Source organism: Streptomyces boluensis (genome assembly GCF_009908195.1).
Taxonomy (GTDB): Bacteria; Actinomycetota; Actinomycetes; order Streptomycetales; family Streptomycetaceae; genus Streptomyces; species Streptomyces boluensis.
The window spans coordinates 1-13,984 of sequence record NZ_JAAAHS010000196.1 but is presented as its reverse complement, the minus strand read 5'-3'; the positions used below and the strand labels follow the sequence as shown (position 1 = coordinate 13,984).

At 71.7% G+C, this 13,984-nt stretch carries 13 protein-coding genes; 1 reads left to right on the top strand and 12 read right to left on the bottom strand.

The features are described from left to right. Positions 1-12: 12 nt before the first annotated feature. The 10 genes from GUY60_RS22755 to infC form a co-directional block, all read right to left on the bottom strand. Complete coding sequence (locus tag GUY60_RS22755) at positions 13-534, bottom strand: NUDIX hydrolase (RefSeq protein ID WP_187370103.1); 522 nt, start codon at positions 532-534, stop codon at positions 13-15. 63 nt (positions 535-597) lie between these two features. Continuing rightward, a complete protein-coding gene (locus GUY60_RS22750; protein WP_161700739.1) occupies positions 598-1,938 on the bottom strand; it encodes an NsdA family TPR-like regulatory protein in 1,341 nt (446 codons plus the stop codon). 348 nt (positions 1,939-2,286) lie between these two features. After that, positions 2,287-3,426, bottom strand: coding sequence for a PP2C family protein-serine/threonine phosphatase (locus GUY60_RS22745; protein ID WP_376771303.1), 1,140 nt, complete (start codon positions 3,424-3,426; stop codon positions 2,287-2,289). Positions 3,427-3,660: 234 nt separating this feature from the next. Further along, positions 3,661-6,183 carry a phenylalanine--tRNA ligase subunit beta gene (gene pheT, locus GUY60_RS22740; protein WP_161700738.1) on the bottom strand — a complete coding sequence of 841 codons (2,523 nt, stop codon included), beginning with the start codon at positions 6,181-6,183 and terminating at the stop codon, positions 3,661-3,663. Next, entirely contained in the window at positions 6,183-7,310 is a 1,128-nt protein-coding gene (pheS, locus tag GUY60_RS22735) for a phenylalanine--tRNA ligase subunit alpha (protein WP_161700737.1), read from the bottom strand. The genes pheT and pheS overlap by 1 nt, the downstream gene beginning before the upstream one ends. A gap of 142 nt (positions 7,311-7,452) precedes the next feature. Further along, positions 7,453-8,583 carry a sensor histidine kinase gene (locus tag GUY60_RS22730; protein WP_161700744.1) on the bottom strand — a complete coding sequence of 377 codons (1,131 nt, stop codon included), beginning with the start codon at positions 8,581-8,583 and terminating at the stop codon, positions 7,453-7,455. Positions 8,584-8,702: 119 nt separating this feature from the next. Next, on the bottom strand, positions 8,703-9,542 hold the full coding sequence (locus GUY60_RS22725) for a TrmH family RNA methyltransferase (RefSeq protein ID WP_161700736.1): 840 nt from the start codon (positions 9,540-9,542) through the stop codon (positions 8,703-8,705). A 201-nt stretch (positions 9,543-9,743) separates the two neighbouring features. Then, a complete protein-coding gene (gene rplT, locus GUY60_RS22720; protein WP_161700735.1) occupies positions 9,744-10,127 on the bottom strand; it encodes a 50S ribosomal protein L20 in 384 nt (127 codons plus the stop codon). A gap of 102 nt (positions 10,128-10,229) precedes the next feature. Further along, entirely contained in the window at positions 10,230-10,424 is a 195-nt protein-coding gene (rpmI, locus tag GUY60_RS22715; RefSeq protein WP_161700734.1) for a 50S ribosomal protein L35, read from the bottom strand. Positions 10,425-10,539: 115 nt separating this feature from the next. After that, positions 10,540-11,226, bottom strand: coding sequence for a translation initiation factor IF-3 (gene infC / locus GUY60_RS22710; protein WP_161700742.1), 687 nt, complete (start codon positions 11,224-11,226; stop codon positions 10,540-10,542). A 419-nt stretch (positions 11,227-11,645) separates the two neighbouring features. On the opposite strand from infC, the gene GUY60_RS22705 reads away from it, so the two are divergent. Then, on the top strand, positions 11,646-12,011 hold the full coding sequence (locus GUY60_RS22705) for a DUF1844 domain-containing protein (RefSeq protein ID WP_161700733.1): 366 nt from the start codon (positions 11,646-11,648) through the stop codon (positions 12,009-12,011). A gap of 10 nt (positions 12,012-12,021) precedes the next feature. On the opposite strand, the gene GUY60_RS22700 is transcribed toward GUY60_RS22705, so the two are convergent. Together GUY60_RS22700 and mycP are read right to left on the bottom strand one after the other, a co-directional pair. Beyond that, entirely contained in the window at positions 12,022-12,759 is a 738-nt protein-coding gene (locus tag GUY60_RS22700; protein ID WP_161700732.1) for an SseB family protein, read from the bottom strand. Between the two features lie 59 nt (positions 12,760-12,818). Continuing rightward, on the bottom strand, positions 12,819-13,964 hold the full coding sequence (gene mycP / locus GUY60_RS22695; RefSeq protein WP_161700741.1) for a type VII secretion-associated serine protease mycosin: 1,146 nt from the start codon (positions 13,962-13,964) through the stop codon (positions 12,819-12,821). Positions 13,965-13,984: the final 20 nt, after the last annotated feature.

Below are 13,984 nucleotides of genomic sequence, written 5' to 3'. Positions count from 1 at the left end.
GAGGGGAAAGGCTCAGCCCAGCCGAAGACGCTGCAGCAGCAACAACGCCGCCACCATGTTGGCCCCTGGCACCTCGCCGCGGGCGATCAGTTCCGGGACCAGCTTCAGATGCACCCACTCCCGCCGGGATGACTCGAAGGCGTCCTGCGGGGGCCCGAGGTACGTCGCCTCCTGGGACCAGTAGATGTGGTGGACCGAGTCCGTCAGGCCGTTGGAGGGCTCGACACTCAGCAGATGACGTAACGGACCCGGGCGCCAGCCGGTCTCCTCCTCCAGTTCACGCGCGGCCGCGACCGCCGTGTCCTCGCCGTCCTCGACCACACCCGCGGGCAGTTCCCAGCCCCAGCTGTCGGTGATGAAACGGTGCCGCCACAGCAACAGCACCTCATTGGCCTCGTTGACCACCGTGGCCACGGCGACCGGGCGCAGCCGGATGAGGAAGTGGTCGAGGTGCCGGCCGTCGGGCAGTTCGACATCCGCCAGGTTGACCTGGAACCAGCGATTCGCGTACACAGTCTGTTCTTTGAGGTTCATCCACTGCACGGTTCTGCCACCTTCCGCTGGAGTTGATGGCAATATCCCAGCAGCGGTGACGGCTCACAGCGGCACGCGCAGCGCCCCGTCGATCAGTGCGGCCGCCTCGCCGGTGCCCGAACTCCCGTTGCGCACCAGGTTCTCGCGGACCGTCCACAGCCGGTCGCGCAGCCGCTTGGACTCCATCCCCCGCGCCTGCTCGGCCATTTCGACGGCCGTGGCCACCGCCCGGTCGGCCTCGCCCTGGCGCAGCTCGACCTGGGTCAGCACCGCGAGCCGGTGCACCCGGCCCCGGTCGTGGGCCGGAGTGTCCACCGCCGCCGTGGAGTGCTCCCGCGCCGCCACCAGGTCCCCGAGGCTCAACAGGGCTTCCGCCACCTGCACGTTGACGAGTCCCGGCTGTACGTAACCGGTCTCGTCCGGTTCGTGTCTGCGGTGGATGCGGTCGGCCGCCGACTCGGCCCTGCGGATGCAGGACAGCGCGCTGCCGCCGTCCCCCAGGTGTGCGTACGCCTTGGCCTGCATCGCGTACAGGTCCGCCGCGAGCGCCGGGGTGATGTGCCGGCCGGCCGCCCGCAGCGCCGCCTCCGCGAACGCCACCGCCTGCCGGAACTCCCGCATGAACAGCGACTGGTTGACGAGCAGCGCTATCACGTACGCGCCGAGGCCCCGGTCTCCACTGGCCTTGGCGAGCCGCAGCGCCTGGTGGAAGTAGCGCTGCGCGAGCCCGTGCGCGTCCGAGTCGTACGCGCAGATCCCGGCGACGGCCACCAACCCGCCGGTGGCGCGGTGCAGTTGGCGTCCCGTCGCGTCGGTGTAGCGGCCGCGGAGCAGCGGGGCCGCCTCGGCGTTCAGGAAGCCGACGATGCGGGCGCGGGTCGCGATGCCGCCGGTCTTGCGGTACATCTGCTCGTAGTGCGCACGCGCGGAACGCAGCATGTCGAGGTCGGTGGTGCTGACCCGGTGCCGTCCGCCGCGCGACACATCGACGTCCTCCGGCGGGTTCTCCCACTCCCACACCGGCATCACGGCCGGGGTGCCCGTGACGGCGAGCGCGCCGAGGATGTGCGGGCGCTGCTGCTCGTCGGAGCGCCACAGCGCGGTGGCCCGCTCCACGAACCCGGAGAGGGTGGAGCCGGAACCGGCCGCGGGCCCGCCGGGTACGCCGAGGCCGATGTCGTCGAGGGTGACGCTGCGGTGCAGCCGGGCGGCGAGCACTTCGCAGATCAGGTCGGGCACCTGCCCCCGGGGCCGCTGGCCCTTCAACCACCGCGCCACAGCGGTGTGTTCGTAGCGCAGGGCCAGATCTCTGGCCCTGCCCGCCTGGTTGACGTGGGCGGCCAGACCCGAGTGGGAGATTCCGGCCTCGTCGAGGATCGCGTCCAGCAGGGTGTTGGGCTGCATCTCGCCCTCCGATGGCTCCGTGCCCGTCAGCGTAGTGGAGGCCCGTTCACACGGGGTGTGAACCAAATGCCCGAACCGGACCGGTACGCGCGCTGCCCCGCACCGGCCGGCCTCGGTTGACTGGTTCCCGTCCGGCTCCCCTGGGCCGGATCTTCTGGCTCACGACGGCTTCGCGGTGGCCTTGCCCATGCCTCGCCATTGCGTTGCCATCGCCTCGCCAGAAGCGGCCGGGCCGCCGGCTCCCCCTCGAAAAGCAGCGGCCCACCGACGCGCCGCCCGCCGTACCGCCTGCCGAACCGTCCGCGGTCCGGCGGACGGCGCCGGCCGCACCCCCCGTACAGAGATGCCTCAACTCACCGTCCACGCCCGCGACTTGACCGCCCCGCCGCCACCCTGCCGGGGCACCCGGTGCCGGTCGTTGCGCACCACGAGCAGCGCCATGTCGTCACCGGGCCGCCCACCGGTGTGCCGCAGCAGCGCCCCGCGCAAGGTGCGCACCAACGACTCGGGCGCGAGCGGTTCCACGGCCTGCGACCTCGAAACGGTCTGCGGCCTCGAAGGTGGCGCGGGGAGAGCGGCCGCCGCATCGGCGAGCGCCGCCCGCAGCGGGAAGAACCGGCCGCCCGCGTCCCGCGCGTCCTCGACGCCGTCCGTGTGCAGCACCAGCATCTCGGCCGGCAGGATCCGCCCGCAGTACAGCACCGGCAACCGCTCGGGCAGCGGAAGGAGCCCGAGCGGCGGCAGCGGATCCCCGCCCCCGATCCGCTCGATGCCCCGGCCGAGCCGATACGGCCACGGATGCCCGCAGTTGAGCGCGTACACCGAGCCGTCGGGCCGGATCTCCAGGAGCAGTACGGTGACGAACTCCTCGTCGAACCCGGCATCCGGCCCGGCGCCACCGCCACCACCTCCGTCGCACTGCTCCGTGGACCGCCGCCTCTGATACCGGTGCAGCGCGCGCTCCAACCGGCGCAGCACACCGCCGAGTTCGGCCTCGTCGTGCGCCGCCTCACGGAACGAGCCGAGCACGGCGGCGACCGTACCGATCGCGGCGAGGCCATGGCCGCGCACATCGCCCATCACGATCCGCACCCCGCGCTCGGTGGCGACCGCCTCGTACAGGTCGCCGCCGATGTCCGCGCCCCGGTGCGCGGAGAGCTGGTCCGCGGCGACGGCGAGACCATCGAGCCGGGGCGGCGGCGGTCTGAGCAGCGCGCGCTGCGCGGCCTGTGCGACCTCGCCGACCCGCGCCAACTCCCGTAACAGCGACCGCCGTACGACCACCGTCAGACCGGTGCCCACCGCGAAGAACACCGCGCTGGACACGATCCGCGCACCCAGGGCGCCCTGCTGGGCGAGCGGGCAGGTGAACTTGTACGTGACGGCGACGGCGCCCCACATCGTGGGGAGCGCGAAGGCGGTCATGCGCCGTATCCGGGCATCAACGGTCCGGACCCGTAAGGGGGTTCTGGCCTTCGTACGGATCATGCCGTGGGCCTCCCTGAGGGCCTGGACGATGCGCCGTGGCCTCCCCAGGGCCTGATCGGCACATCGGCCGACACACCGGCCGACCCTGACGGCCGCGTCGATTTTGTCGACATAGCCGCACCCACCGGAATGGATCCCGGGCATTCTCACCCGAACGAGTGAGGGGCGCACCCGGTCTCCCGAGTGCGCCCCTCACCAGGGACTTCGCGCGTCCGGCGCGCGCTGCCGTACGGCTTACGCGCCGCGCAGCACCGCGCCCGTACGCTCGCCCGCGAGCGCCGCCGCGGCATCGCGCGCCGCGCTGGCCTCGTCGACGGTCAGCGTCCGGTCCACGGCACGGAACCGCAGCGCGTACGCGAGCGACTTCTTGCCCTCGCCGAGCTGCTCACCGGTGAACACGTCGAACAGGCGGATCGACTCCAGGAGTTCACCCGCCCCCTCGCGCAGCGCCCGCTCGACCTCGGCGGCCGGCACGTCCGCGTCGACGACGAGCGCGACGTCCTGCGTGGCGACCGGGAAGGTGGAGATCCGCGGCGCCTGCAGCACCTCGTCGGTGACGAGCGCGTCGAGGTTCAGCTCCATCGCGCAGGTACGCGCGGGCAGCCCGAGCGCCTTCACGACGCGCGGGTGCAGCTCGCCCGCGTACCCGACGACCGTCTCGACACCCTCGGCCGTGACGACCAGCTCGGCGCAGCGGCCCGGGTGCCACGGCCCGTACTGGCCGCCCCTGACGGTCAGTTCGACGCCGGTCTCACGCGCGACCGTACGGGCCGCCTCGACGGCGTCCGCCCAGTCGGCCGGGTGACCCTTGCCCCACCAGCCGGCCTGCTCGCGGGCGCCGGTGAGGACGACCGCGACGTTCCGCCACTGGTACGGCAGCGCCTCGTCGAGGCCCGCGAGCTCCTCGTCCGTCGGGCGCCGGTCCACCGGGAGCCGCACCGCGGTGCGCTTCTCGTCACGTGCGTGGAAGACGGTGCCGGTCTCGAAGAGGGCCAGGTCGTGGCTGCCCCGGCTGTCGTTCCGGCGCAGCGCGGCAAGGAGGCCGGGCAGCAGCGTCGTACGGAGCGCGGGCTCCTCGTCGGAGAGCGGGTTGACGAGCTTGACGACGGAGCGGTTCCCGTCGTCCGCGTCGAGCAGCAGGTCGTCGAAGACCTGCTCGCCGATGAACGGGTAGTTCAGCGCCTCCACGTACCCGGCACCGGCAAGCGCCCGGCCGATGCGGCGGTGCGTGCGCTGCCGCTCGGTCAGACCGAGCCCGGCGGGCGGCGAGGGCAGCGTGGAGGGCAGGTTCTCGTAACCCTCCAGCCGGATGACCTCTTCGGCCAGGTCGTTCGGGTCCGTCAGGTCGGGCCGCCAGGACGGCACGGTGACGGTCAGGTCGTCCTGCCCGTACACATCGCAGCCGACCTGCTGGAGGCGGCGTACGACGGTCTCGCGGCCGTAGTCCACGCCCGCGACCTTGTCCGGGTGGTTCGCCGGGATGGTGATGGTGCGCGGTGCGCTCGGGGCGATGACCTCGGTGACACCGGCCTCTGCGGAGCCGCCCGCGAGCAGCACGAGCAGGTCGACGGTGCGCTGGGCCGCGGCGGACGTGGCCTGCGGGTCGACGCCGCGCTCGTACCGCTTCGACGCCTCGGAGGCCAGCTTGTGGCGGCGGGCGGTGCGCGCGATCGAAAGCTGGTCGAAGTGCGCGGCCTCGATCACCACGTCCGTGGTGCCCTTGACCTCACCCGTCTCGGGGTCCGCCTCGGCGTCGGCGATCTCGGTGTGGGCGCCGCCCATGACACCGGCGAGACCGATCGGACCGCGGTCGTCGGTGATGACCAGGTCGGCGGCGTCCAGGACACGCTTGGCGCCGTCGAGCGTGGTGATCTTCTCGCCCTGCTCGGCCCGGCGCACACCGATCGGGCCCTCCAGGCGGGACCGGTCGTAGGCGTGCAGCGGCTGACCGAGCTCCAGCATCACGTAGTTGGTGATGTCGACGGCGAGCGAGATCGGACGCATGCCGGCCTTCTGCAGCCGGCGCTTCAGCCAGATCGGAGAGTGCGCCTCCGGGTTCAGGCCGGTGACGGTACGGGCCGTGAACCGGTCGCAGCCGGCCGGGTCGTCGACCTGCACCACGTAGCCGTGAGCGTTCGGCGGGGGCACGTCGAGCAGCGCCGGGTCGCGCAGCGGCAGGCCGTACGCGGTGGCGGTCTCGCGGGCGACGCCGCGCATCGACAGGCAGTAGCCGCGGTCGGGCGTGACGGCGATGTCCAGGACCTCGTCGACGAGTTCGAGCAGCTCGATCGCGTCGGTGCCGACCTCGTGCTCGGGCGGAAGCACGATGATGCCCCCGCTGCCGTCGTCGCCCATGCCCAGCTCGTCGCCGGAGCAGATCATGCCGTGCGACTTCTTGCCGTACGTCTTGCGCGCGGAGATCGCGAAGCCGCCGGGCAGCACCGCGCCGGGCAGGACCACGACGACCTTGTCGCCGACGGCGAAGTTACGCGCGCCGCACACGATCTCCTGCGGCTCGCCGGTGCCGTTGGCCTGGCCGACGTCGACGGTGCAGAAGCGGATCGGCTTCTTGAACTCCGTCAGCTCCTCGATCGTGAGGACCTGGCCGACGACGAGCGGACCCTTGAGGTCGGCGCCCAACTGCTCGACGGTCTCGACCTCGAGGCCGACACCGACGAGCTTCTCCTGTACGTCGCGACCGGTCGCACCGGCCGGCAGGTCGACGTACTCCCGCAGCCAAGAAAGCGGGACCCGCATCAGATCTCCATCCCGAACGGCCGGGTGAACCGGACGTCACCCTCGACCATGTCTCGCATGTCTTCGACGTTGTGGCGGAACATCAGCATCCGCTCGATGCCGAACCCGAAGGCGAATCCGCTGTACTTCTGGGGGTCGACGCCGCACGCGGTCAGCACGCGCGGGTTGACCATGCCGCAGCCGCCCAGCTCGATCCAGCCCTCGCTGCCGCAGGTGCGGCAGGGCCGGTCCGGGTTGCCCACGGACTCGCCCCGGCACACGTAGCACACCATGTCCATCTCGGCGGACGGCTCGGTGAACGGGAAGTAGTTGGGCCGGAGCCGGGTCTTCATGTCCGGACCGAAGAGGGCCTTGACCATGTGGTCGAGGGTGCCCTTGAGGTCGGCCATGGTGAGGCCCTCGTCGATCGCGAGCAGCTCGATCTGGTGGAAGACCGGGGTGTGCGTGGCGTCGAGCTCGTCCGTGCGGTACACGCGGCCGGGGCAGACGATGTAGACCGGCGGCTCCCGGTCGAGCAGCGCGCGGGCCTGCACCGGCGAGGTGTGCGTACGCAGCACGACACCGGACTCGTCGCCCGTGGTGCCCTCGGGGCCCTCGACGAAGAACGTGTCCTGCATCTGCCGCGCCGGGTGGTCCGGCACGAAGTTCAGGGCGTCGAAGTTGAACCACTCGGCCTCGGCCTCGGGGCCCTCGGCGACCTCGTATCCCATGGACACGAAGACGTCCGCGACGCGCTCCATGATCGTGGTGAGCGGGTGCCGGGCGCCGGCCGGGGTGCGGTCGTAGGGCAGCGTGACGTCCACGGCCTCCTCGACCAGCACGCGGGCGTCCCGCTCGGCCTCCAGCTCGACCTGGCGGGCGGCGAGCGCCTTGTTCACCGCGCCGCGGGCCATGCCGACGCGCTTGCCCGCGTCCGCCTTGGCGTGCGGCGGCAGCGCGCCGATCTCGCGGTTGGCGAGCGAGAGCGGAGAGCTGGGCCCGGTGTGCGCGACCTTGGCTGCCTGCAGCTGCTCGAGATCCGCGGCGGCGGCGAAGGCGTCGAGCGCCTCGCCCCGCATGCGCTCGATCTCTTCCGGTTTCAAGGCCTCGACCTCAACAGGGTCGTACGACTTATTCGGTGCCGACATCTCTTCCCGTGCTTCCGATTGGCTGGCGGATGGCCCCGTCCACGACTCGCTGACGAACCGACTCAGGCGTGAAGACGCAATGTGCCAAAGGTCGAGTCTAACGGGGGTGAGGCAGGCGATCGTGCCCGTGGTGGTCCCGCGCTCAGCTGGTGAGATAGGCGGGTGCCCCCACGGGCAACGTAAATCGGAACTCCGCGCCGCCCGCGGGGCCGCGGCCGACGGTGATCGTGCCGCCGTGCACCTCGACGATGCCCTTGACGATGTAGAGCCCGAGGCCGGTGCCGCCGCGCTTGCTGCCCCGCCAGAAGCGGGTGAAGACGCGGTTCATGGACTCCTCCGGGATGCCTGGGCCCTCGTCGCTGACCGTGACGGTCGTACCGACCGGGTCGGTGGGCTCGACCTCAATGGTGACGGTTCCCTCGCCGTGCCGCACCGCGTTTTCCAGGAGGTTGCTGAGCACCTGGTCGATCTTGTCGGGGTCTGCCCACAGATCGGGCAGCGGGTGCCGCACCCGGACCAGGAAGCGGTCGGCGGGGCTGCCGGCGGCGACATGGGCCTGCACGTGCCGGCCGACGGCGGCGCCGATGTCGACGGGCTGGCGGCGCACCTCCATCCGGCCCGAGTCGATCCGGGAGATGTCGAGCAGCTCGGCGATGAGCCGGGTGACGCGGTTGGCGTCGGCGTCGACGGTCTCCAGCATCAGCTTCTTCTGGTCGTCGGTGAACCGCTCCCACTTGGCGAGCAGCGTCGCTGTGAAGCCCTTCACGGAGGTCAGCGGCGAGCGCAGCTCGTGCGCGACGGTGGCGATCAGCTCGGCATGGCTGCGTTCGGTACGGCGCCGGGCCTCGGTGTCACGGAGCGAGACGACGAGGCGGCGCAGCGGACCGGTGGGCCGGGTGCGTACGTACCGCGCGGAGACCAGGACCTCGCGGCCGCCGGGCAGCAGCAGGTTGCGCTCGGGCTGGCCGGTGCGGGTGGCGAGGCCGCCGTAGGGGTCGGTCAGGGTCCACCAGCGGCGGCCTTCGAGGTCCTCGAGGGGCAGGGCCCGCTCGATGGGGCTGCCGAGCGCGTCATCCTGGCTGACCGCGGTGATCCGGGCGGCGGCGGCGTTGAAGCAGACGACGCGGCCGGACTCGTCGGCGACGACCAGGCCGTCGGGCAGGTCGTCGGGGTCGACCCCGAGGCCGGAGTCGGGGTCCGCGTCGGCGCGGGACACCGGGGAACGCGTGCCGGAGCCGCGCACTTCCCTGGGTCTGCTGGTGCCGACGCTCATATCCCCGTACCCCACCTCTCGATTGGGCTGGAGGTCCTCCGTGGCCATGCGGCGTTGAGTCCTCGGGAGGGCCCCCCGGCCCGTCACACTACTGGATCGGGGTTACGGAACGGACCCCCTCAGCGGGTGTTCCCGGTGCGCTGGGCGCGGGCCGAGGCGTAGAGGCAAACCGCGGCGGCCGTCGCGAGGTTGAGGCTCTCGGCCCGCCCGTGGATCGGTACCCGCACCACCGCGTCGGTGAGCGCGCGGGTCTCCTCCGGCAGCCCCCAGGCCTCGTTGCCGAAGACCCAGGCGGTGGGCGTGCCCATGGTGCCGCGGTCGAGCTCGTCGTCGAGGTCGTGATCGCCCGCCCCGTCGGCGGCGAGCACCCGAACTCCCGCTTCCCGCAGGCCGGTTACCGCTTCCTCGACGGGTACGCCCACGGCGACCGGCAGATGGAAGTGCGAACCGACCGAGGCACGTACGGCCTTGGGGTTGTACAGGTCCACGGAGGCGTCGGTGAAGACCACCGCGTCGGCGCCCGCGGCGTCGGCGCAGCGCAGCACGGTGCCGGCGTTCCCGGGGTCGCGGACGTTGGCGAGTACGGCGACCAGCTTCGGCCGGGCGGCGAGGATCTCGGCGAACGGCTTGTCGAGGAAGCGGCAGACGCCGACGAGGCCCTGGGGCGTCACGGTGGTCGAGATGTCGGCGATCACCGACTCGTCGGCGAGGTGCACGCGGGCGCCGCTGTCGCGGGCGGCCCCGACGATGTCGGCGTACCGCTCGGCCGCCTCGACGGTCGCGAACAGCTCGACGAGCGTGGCCCCGGCGTCGGTACGGTGCCCGGCCGCCTCCCGCACGGCCTGCGGCCCCTCGGCGAGGAACAGCCGTTCCTTACCCCGAAAGTTCCGCTTGGCAAGCCGCCGTGCGGCACTGACACGCGGGGAGCGAGGGGAGATCAACTCGGGTACGGCACCCATGAATTCACCTTGAGGTACGGACTGGGGCCCCTGTTCAGGGGCGCGGGGCTGTGACATCAGCGGCTCCGCCGCGGGGCGCGACCAGCCACAACGGCGCGGCAGACGGCGAAGAACGGCCATCGGCAGACGAGACTCCGAACGCACTCGAACCCGCAGGCCAAAGGCCTACGGGTCCGAATTACACGCTTGCTAGCGCAGCGTTCACGCAGCCTTGGGCGCGTTGACGTCGCTCGGCAGAGCCTTCTGCGCGACCTCGACCAGCGCGGCGAACGCGTTGATGTCGTTGACCGCGAGCTCGGCCAGCATCTTGCGGTCCACCTCGATGTTGGCGGCCTTCAGACCCTGGATGAGGCGGTTGTACGTCATGCCGTTCTGGCGGGCAGCGGCGTTGATGCGCTGGATCCACAGCTGACGGAAGTCGCCCTTGCGCTTCTTGCGGTCGTTGTAGTTGTAGACCAGGGAGTGGGTGACCTGCTCCTTGGCCTTGCGGTACAGGCGCGAACGCTGACCACGGTAGCCAGAGGCCTGCTCGAGGATCGCCCGGCGCTTCTTGTGGGCGTTGACTGCCCGCTTGACGCGTGCCACTTGTTTAACTCCTTGTAGCGGGGCCGCGGTTGAACTCACACGGCCCGGTGTCGAATAGGTCCCGGTCCTGGCGTCCGGCCCCCGTTACCGGGGGCCGCGACGTCACTTGCCGAGAAGCTTCTTGATCTTCTTGGCGTCGCCCGGGGCCATTTCGGCGTTGCCGCTGAGGCGACGCGTCAGACGGGACGACTTGTGCTCGAGCAGGTGGCGCTTGCCGGCGCGCTCACGCAGCACCTTGCCGGAGCCGGTGATCTTGAAGCGCTTGCTGGCACCGCTGTGCGACTTGTTCTTCGGCATAGCGCCGTTCTCTCCTCGTCAGTGGCGCCCCCACCGGGCCCGGTCGAGCCGGCGGGAGCGTCAGTTGTATCGGTTGTGTCCAGGACACCTGGGGCTCGCGCCCCCGGGTCTCGGATCAGGCCTCGGCCGGTTCCTCGGTGGATTCCGCGGCAGCGGTCTCCTCGACGACGTCCTCGGCCGACTGGTCGTCCGACTGCTCGTCCGCGGCGCGGTCCCGACGGGTCGTGGTGCCGGGCGCGTCCGCCTTGCGGGCGGCCTGGAGCTCACGGGCCTCGGCCATCGCCTCGGTCTTCTTCTTGTGCGGACCGAGAACCATGATCATGTTTCGGCCGTCCTGCTTCGGATTCGACTCGATGAAGCCGAGGTCCTCCACATCCTTGGCCAGGCGCTGCAGCAGCCGGAAGCCGAGCTCCGGACGGGACTGCTCGCGACCACGGAACATGATCGTGATCTTGACCTTGTCGCCGGCCTTGAGGAACCGGACGACGTGACCCTTCTTGGTGTCATAGTCGTGCGGGTCGATCTTCGGCCGGAGCTTCATCTCCTTGATGACCGTGTGCGCCTGGTTCTTGCGCGCCTCACGGGCCTTCATGGCCGACTCGTACTTGAACTTCCCGTAGTCCATGAGCTTGCAGACGGGCGGGCGGGCGTTCGCCGCCACCTCGACGAGGTCGAGGTCGTACTCCTGAGCAAGCTCAAGGGCCTTGGCAAGCGGAACAATCCCGACCTGCTCGCCGCTAGGACCGACAAGTCGCACTTCGGGAACGCGAATCCGGTCGTTGATGCGGGGCTCGGCGCTGATGGATCCTCCTCGGTAGCACCACGCGACGGCCTGGCGGACTGCCGCGTAACGTCTCTTTTCGTAAGACCTAACCGCGCCGGCGCACAAAAAATGCCCCGGAGACGATCACATGCGGGGCTCCATCACTTACCGGAGCACCGCCGCGTCGTACGCGGGGCGCAATGGACAGCCACTCGAAGTGGCCGTCGGACCGGTGACCTGCCGCCCGAGGGGCGACCAGGTGGGAGATCGGAGCCTCCACTTGTGGGCCGGTTCGTCTGGCTCCTCTGACGAGGGTGCCGCGACGTGTCCGGCCGGTCGGTTCACCAGCATACCAGCGTTCGGGGGCGCGGCAGCCACGCCGGTGGGCAGCGCCTAGGCTGGTCCGGTCCGGCGACCGTCCGGGCACTGATGCAGCAGCCAGGAAGTAGAAGCAAGCCATGAGCGACGCGACCCCCGCACCCAGCGACTCCGCCGACTTCGACGCCATGACCCGCGACATCGCGGAGGTCCCCGCGGTCGAGGTGATCGTGACGGTCGCGGTCAACCTGATGAGCGCCGCCGCCGTGAAGCTCGGCCTCACCGAGGAGGGCGACGCGCACAAGGACCTGGACGAGGCCCGCAAGCTGGTGCACGCGCTGGCCGGGCTGCTCGACGCGAGCACCACCGAGATCAGCTCGTTCCACGCGGCGCCCCTGAAGGACGGTCTGAAGTCGCTGCAGCTGGCGTTCCGCGAGGCGTCGCTCGTGCCGGACGAGCCGGGTCAGGGTCCGGGCGAGAAGTACACGGGCCGCGTCTTCGGCTGAGGCCGGTCGCTCACACGCGTACGTAGAGGGGCTCGCCGGGAGGCGTGGCGTCGGCGGGCAGCAGTGCCAGGTCGAGGCCGCGCACCAGGCGGGCCCTCAGTGTTTCGTCGGCGGCGATCGCCTCGGCGACGCGGCGGGCGGCCTCGGCGGGTTCCGCGTCGGGGCCGAGGACCAGGGCGAGGGTGCCGTCGGCGGCGCCGGGGCCGAGGTGGGCGCGGAGCACGGCCGGCTCGGCGGCGACCACGGTGCGTACCGCCGCCGTGACGGCCGGGTCGGTGAGCGGGTCGGTGGAGCTGCGGCCCTCGGCGAGCGCGAGCAGCGCGGGCCTTGGCAGCTCGAAGGGCACGGGTCCGGCCACGTCGAGGACGATCGTGTCGGCCTTCTCGTGCACGGCGGCCTTGAGCGCCTGGTGCAGTGGTACGGCCACGGGGCGGGCCTCGGGGTCCCACAGGGCGAGGGCCTCGGTGGAGGTGAAGGCGGGCAGCGCGATGCGGTCGCCGGCCTTCAGGGTGGGCACGGCCATGTCGCTGGTCTTCTCGCGGCGCAGCCCGTTCTCGTCGGTCTCGACCTCACCCAGTACGGCGACGACCGGGACGAGGAACCGGGTGCCGGGCAGGGCCTCGAGGACGGCGCGGCCGGTCTCCTTGGAGCGCTGCTCGGCCCAGGCCGCGAGGGCCGCCGTGAGCCGCGGATCGGCGGTGCCGTCGTCGTCGGAGAAGCCGGAGTCCGGGATGTTCTTGTTCGCCACGGTCACCGACCCTACCGGGGGCCGCGAGGGCCGTACCGGGCGGTCGTGACGGGGCCGGTTCAGTACGAGTCGCGGCGGCCGCGCCACAGGACCACCGCGGCGACCAGGCAGACCGCGCCGATGCTGCCGGCGAGGGGGCCGATCCAGGCGGCGGTGGAGTCGTCGGACTCGGCGTCCGGGCCGCTGCCGAAGTACTTGTCCTCGTACCCCGCGGGGCGCAGCTGCTCGGGCTTGAGCTTGCCGCCCTCCTTGATGGCGGCGGCCGGGTCGACCATGCCGTAGCCGCGGGAGTCGTCTCGGCCGCCTTCGGGGGCGTCCCGGGCGGTGTCCTCCAACAGCTGCTTGATCTGGGCGGGTTCGAGGTTCGGGTGGGCGGCGCGGACCAGGGCGACGGCGCCGGAGACGAAGGCGGACGCGGCGCTGGTGCCCCAGCCCCGGTAGTACTCGCCGTCCGGGTCCGGGATCATGATCCGCTTGCCGGGGGCGCTGACCGTGGCGTACCAGCGGCGGGTGGAGAAGGGGGCGCGGCTGCCGTACTCGTCGACGGCGGCGACCGCGATGACGCCGGGGTAGGCCGCGGGGTACGAGATGTGGTCGCCCTTCTCGCCGCCGTTGCCGGCCGAGGCGACCACGACGACGCCCTTCTTCAGGGCGTACCGCACGGCGGCGTCCTCGGAGGGCTCGGCGTGCGCGGACTCGCTGTCGTCGCCGAGGGACATGTTGATCACGTCGGCGCCGTTGTCGGCGGCCCAGCGGATGCCTTCGGCGAGGGCGCCGGCGCGGGTGGCGCGGGCCTGCTTGCGGGCCTTGTCGCTGCTCTCCAGGATCACCCGCACCGGCAGCACCTTGGCCTCGGGCGCGACGCCGAGCACTCCGTCGTCGTTGCCCGTGCCGTGGCCGTGACCGGCGATGATGCCGGCCATGGCGGTGCCGTGCCGGGCCCAGGGGCGGTCGCCGCGGCCGGCGCCGAAGCCGATCATGTCCTTGCCGGGCAGGACGTTCTCCGCCAGGTCGGGGTGCTGGTCGTCGACGCCGGTGTCGAGGACGGCGACGGTCATGCCCGCGCCCCGTGTGGTCTGCCAGGCCTCGGCGGTGTGCAGCGCGGCGAGGCCCCACTGCTGGGTGCGGATCTCGTCGGCGCGGGCGGTGGCGGCGGGCAGCAGCGCGAGCGCGCCGGCGGCGAGGAGGGCGCCCGCCCTGCGCAGTCGGTACCGGGGGCGTGGGG

Coding starts and splice junctions, on each gene's coding strand:
- GUY60_RS22750 (WP_161700739.1), bottom strand. CDS start 1,938: ATGCAGCCCAACACCCTGCTGGACGCGATCCTCGACGAGGCCGGAATC.
- rpmI (WP_161700734.1), bottom strand. CDS start 10,424: ATGCCGAAGAACAAGTCGCACAGCGGTGCCAGCAAGCGCTTCAAGATC.
- GUY60_RS22755 (WP_187370103.1), bottom strand. CDS start 534: ATGAACCTCAAAGAACAGACTGTGTACGCGAATCGCTGGTTCCAGGTC.
- GUY60_RS22745 (WP_376771303.1), bottom strand. CDS start 3,426: ATGATCCGTACGAAGGCCAGAACCCCCTTACGGGTCCGGACCGTTGAT.
- pheT (WP_161700738.1), bottom strand. CDS start 6,183: ATGCGGGTCCCGCTTTCTTGGCTGCGGGAGTACGTCGACCTGCCGGCC.
- GUY60_RS22705 (WP_161700733.1), top strand. CDS start 11,646: ATGAGCGACGCGACCCCCGCACCCAGCGACTCCGCCGACTTCGACGCC.
- GUY60_RS22725 (WP_161700736.1), bottom strand. CDS start 9,542: ATGGGTGCCGTACCCGAGTTGATCTCCCCTCGCTCCCCGCGTGTCAGT.
- pheS (WP_161700737.1), bottom strand. CDS start 7,310: ATGTCGGCACCGAATAAGTCGTACGACCCTGTTGAGGTCGAGGCCTTG.
- GUY60_RS22730 (WP_161700744.1), bottom strand. CDS start 8,583: ATGAGCGTCGGCACCAGCAGACCCAGGGAAGTGCGCGGCTCCGGCACG.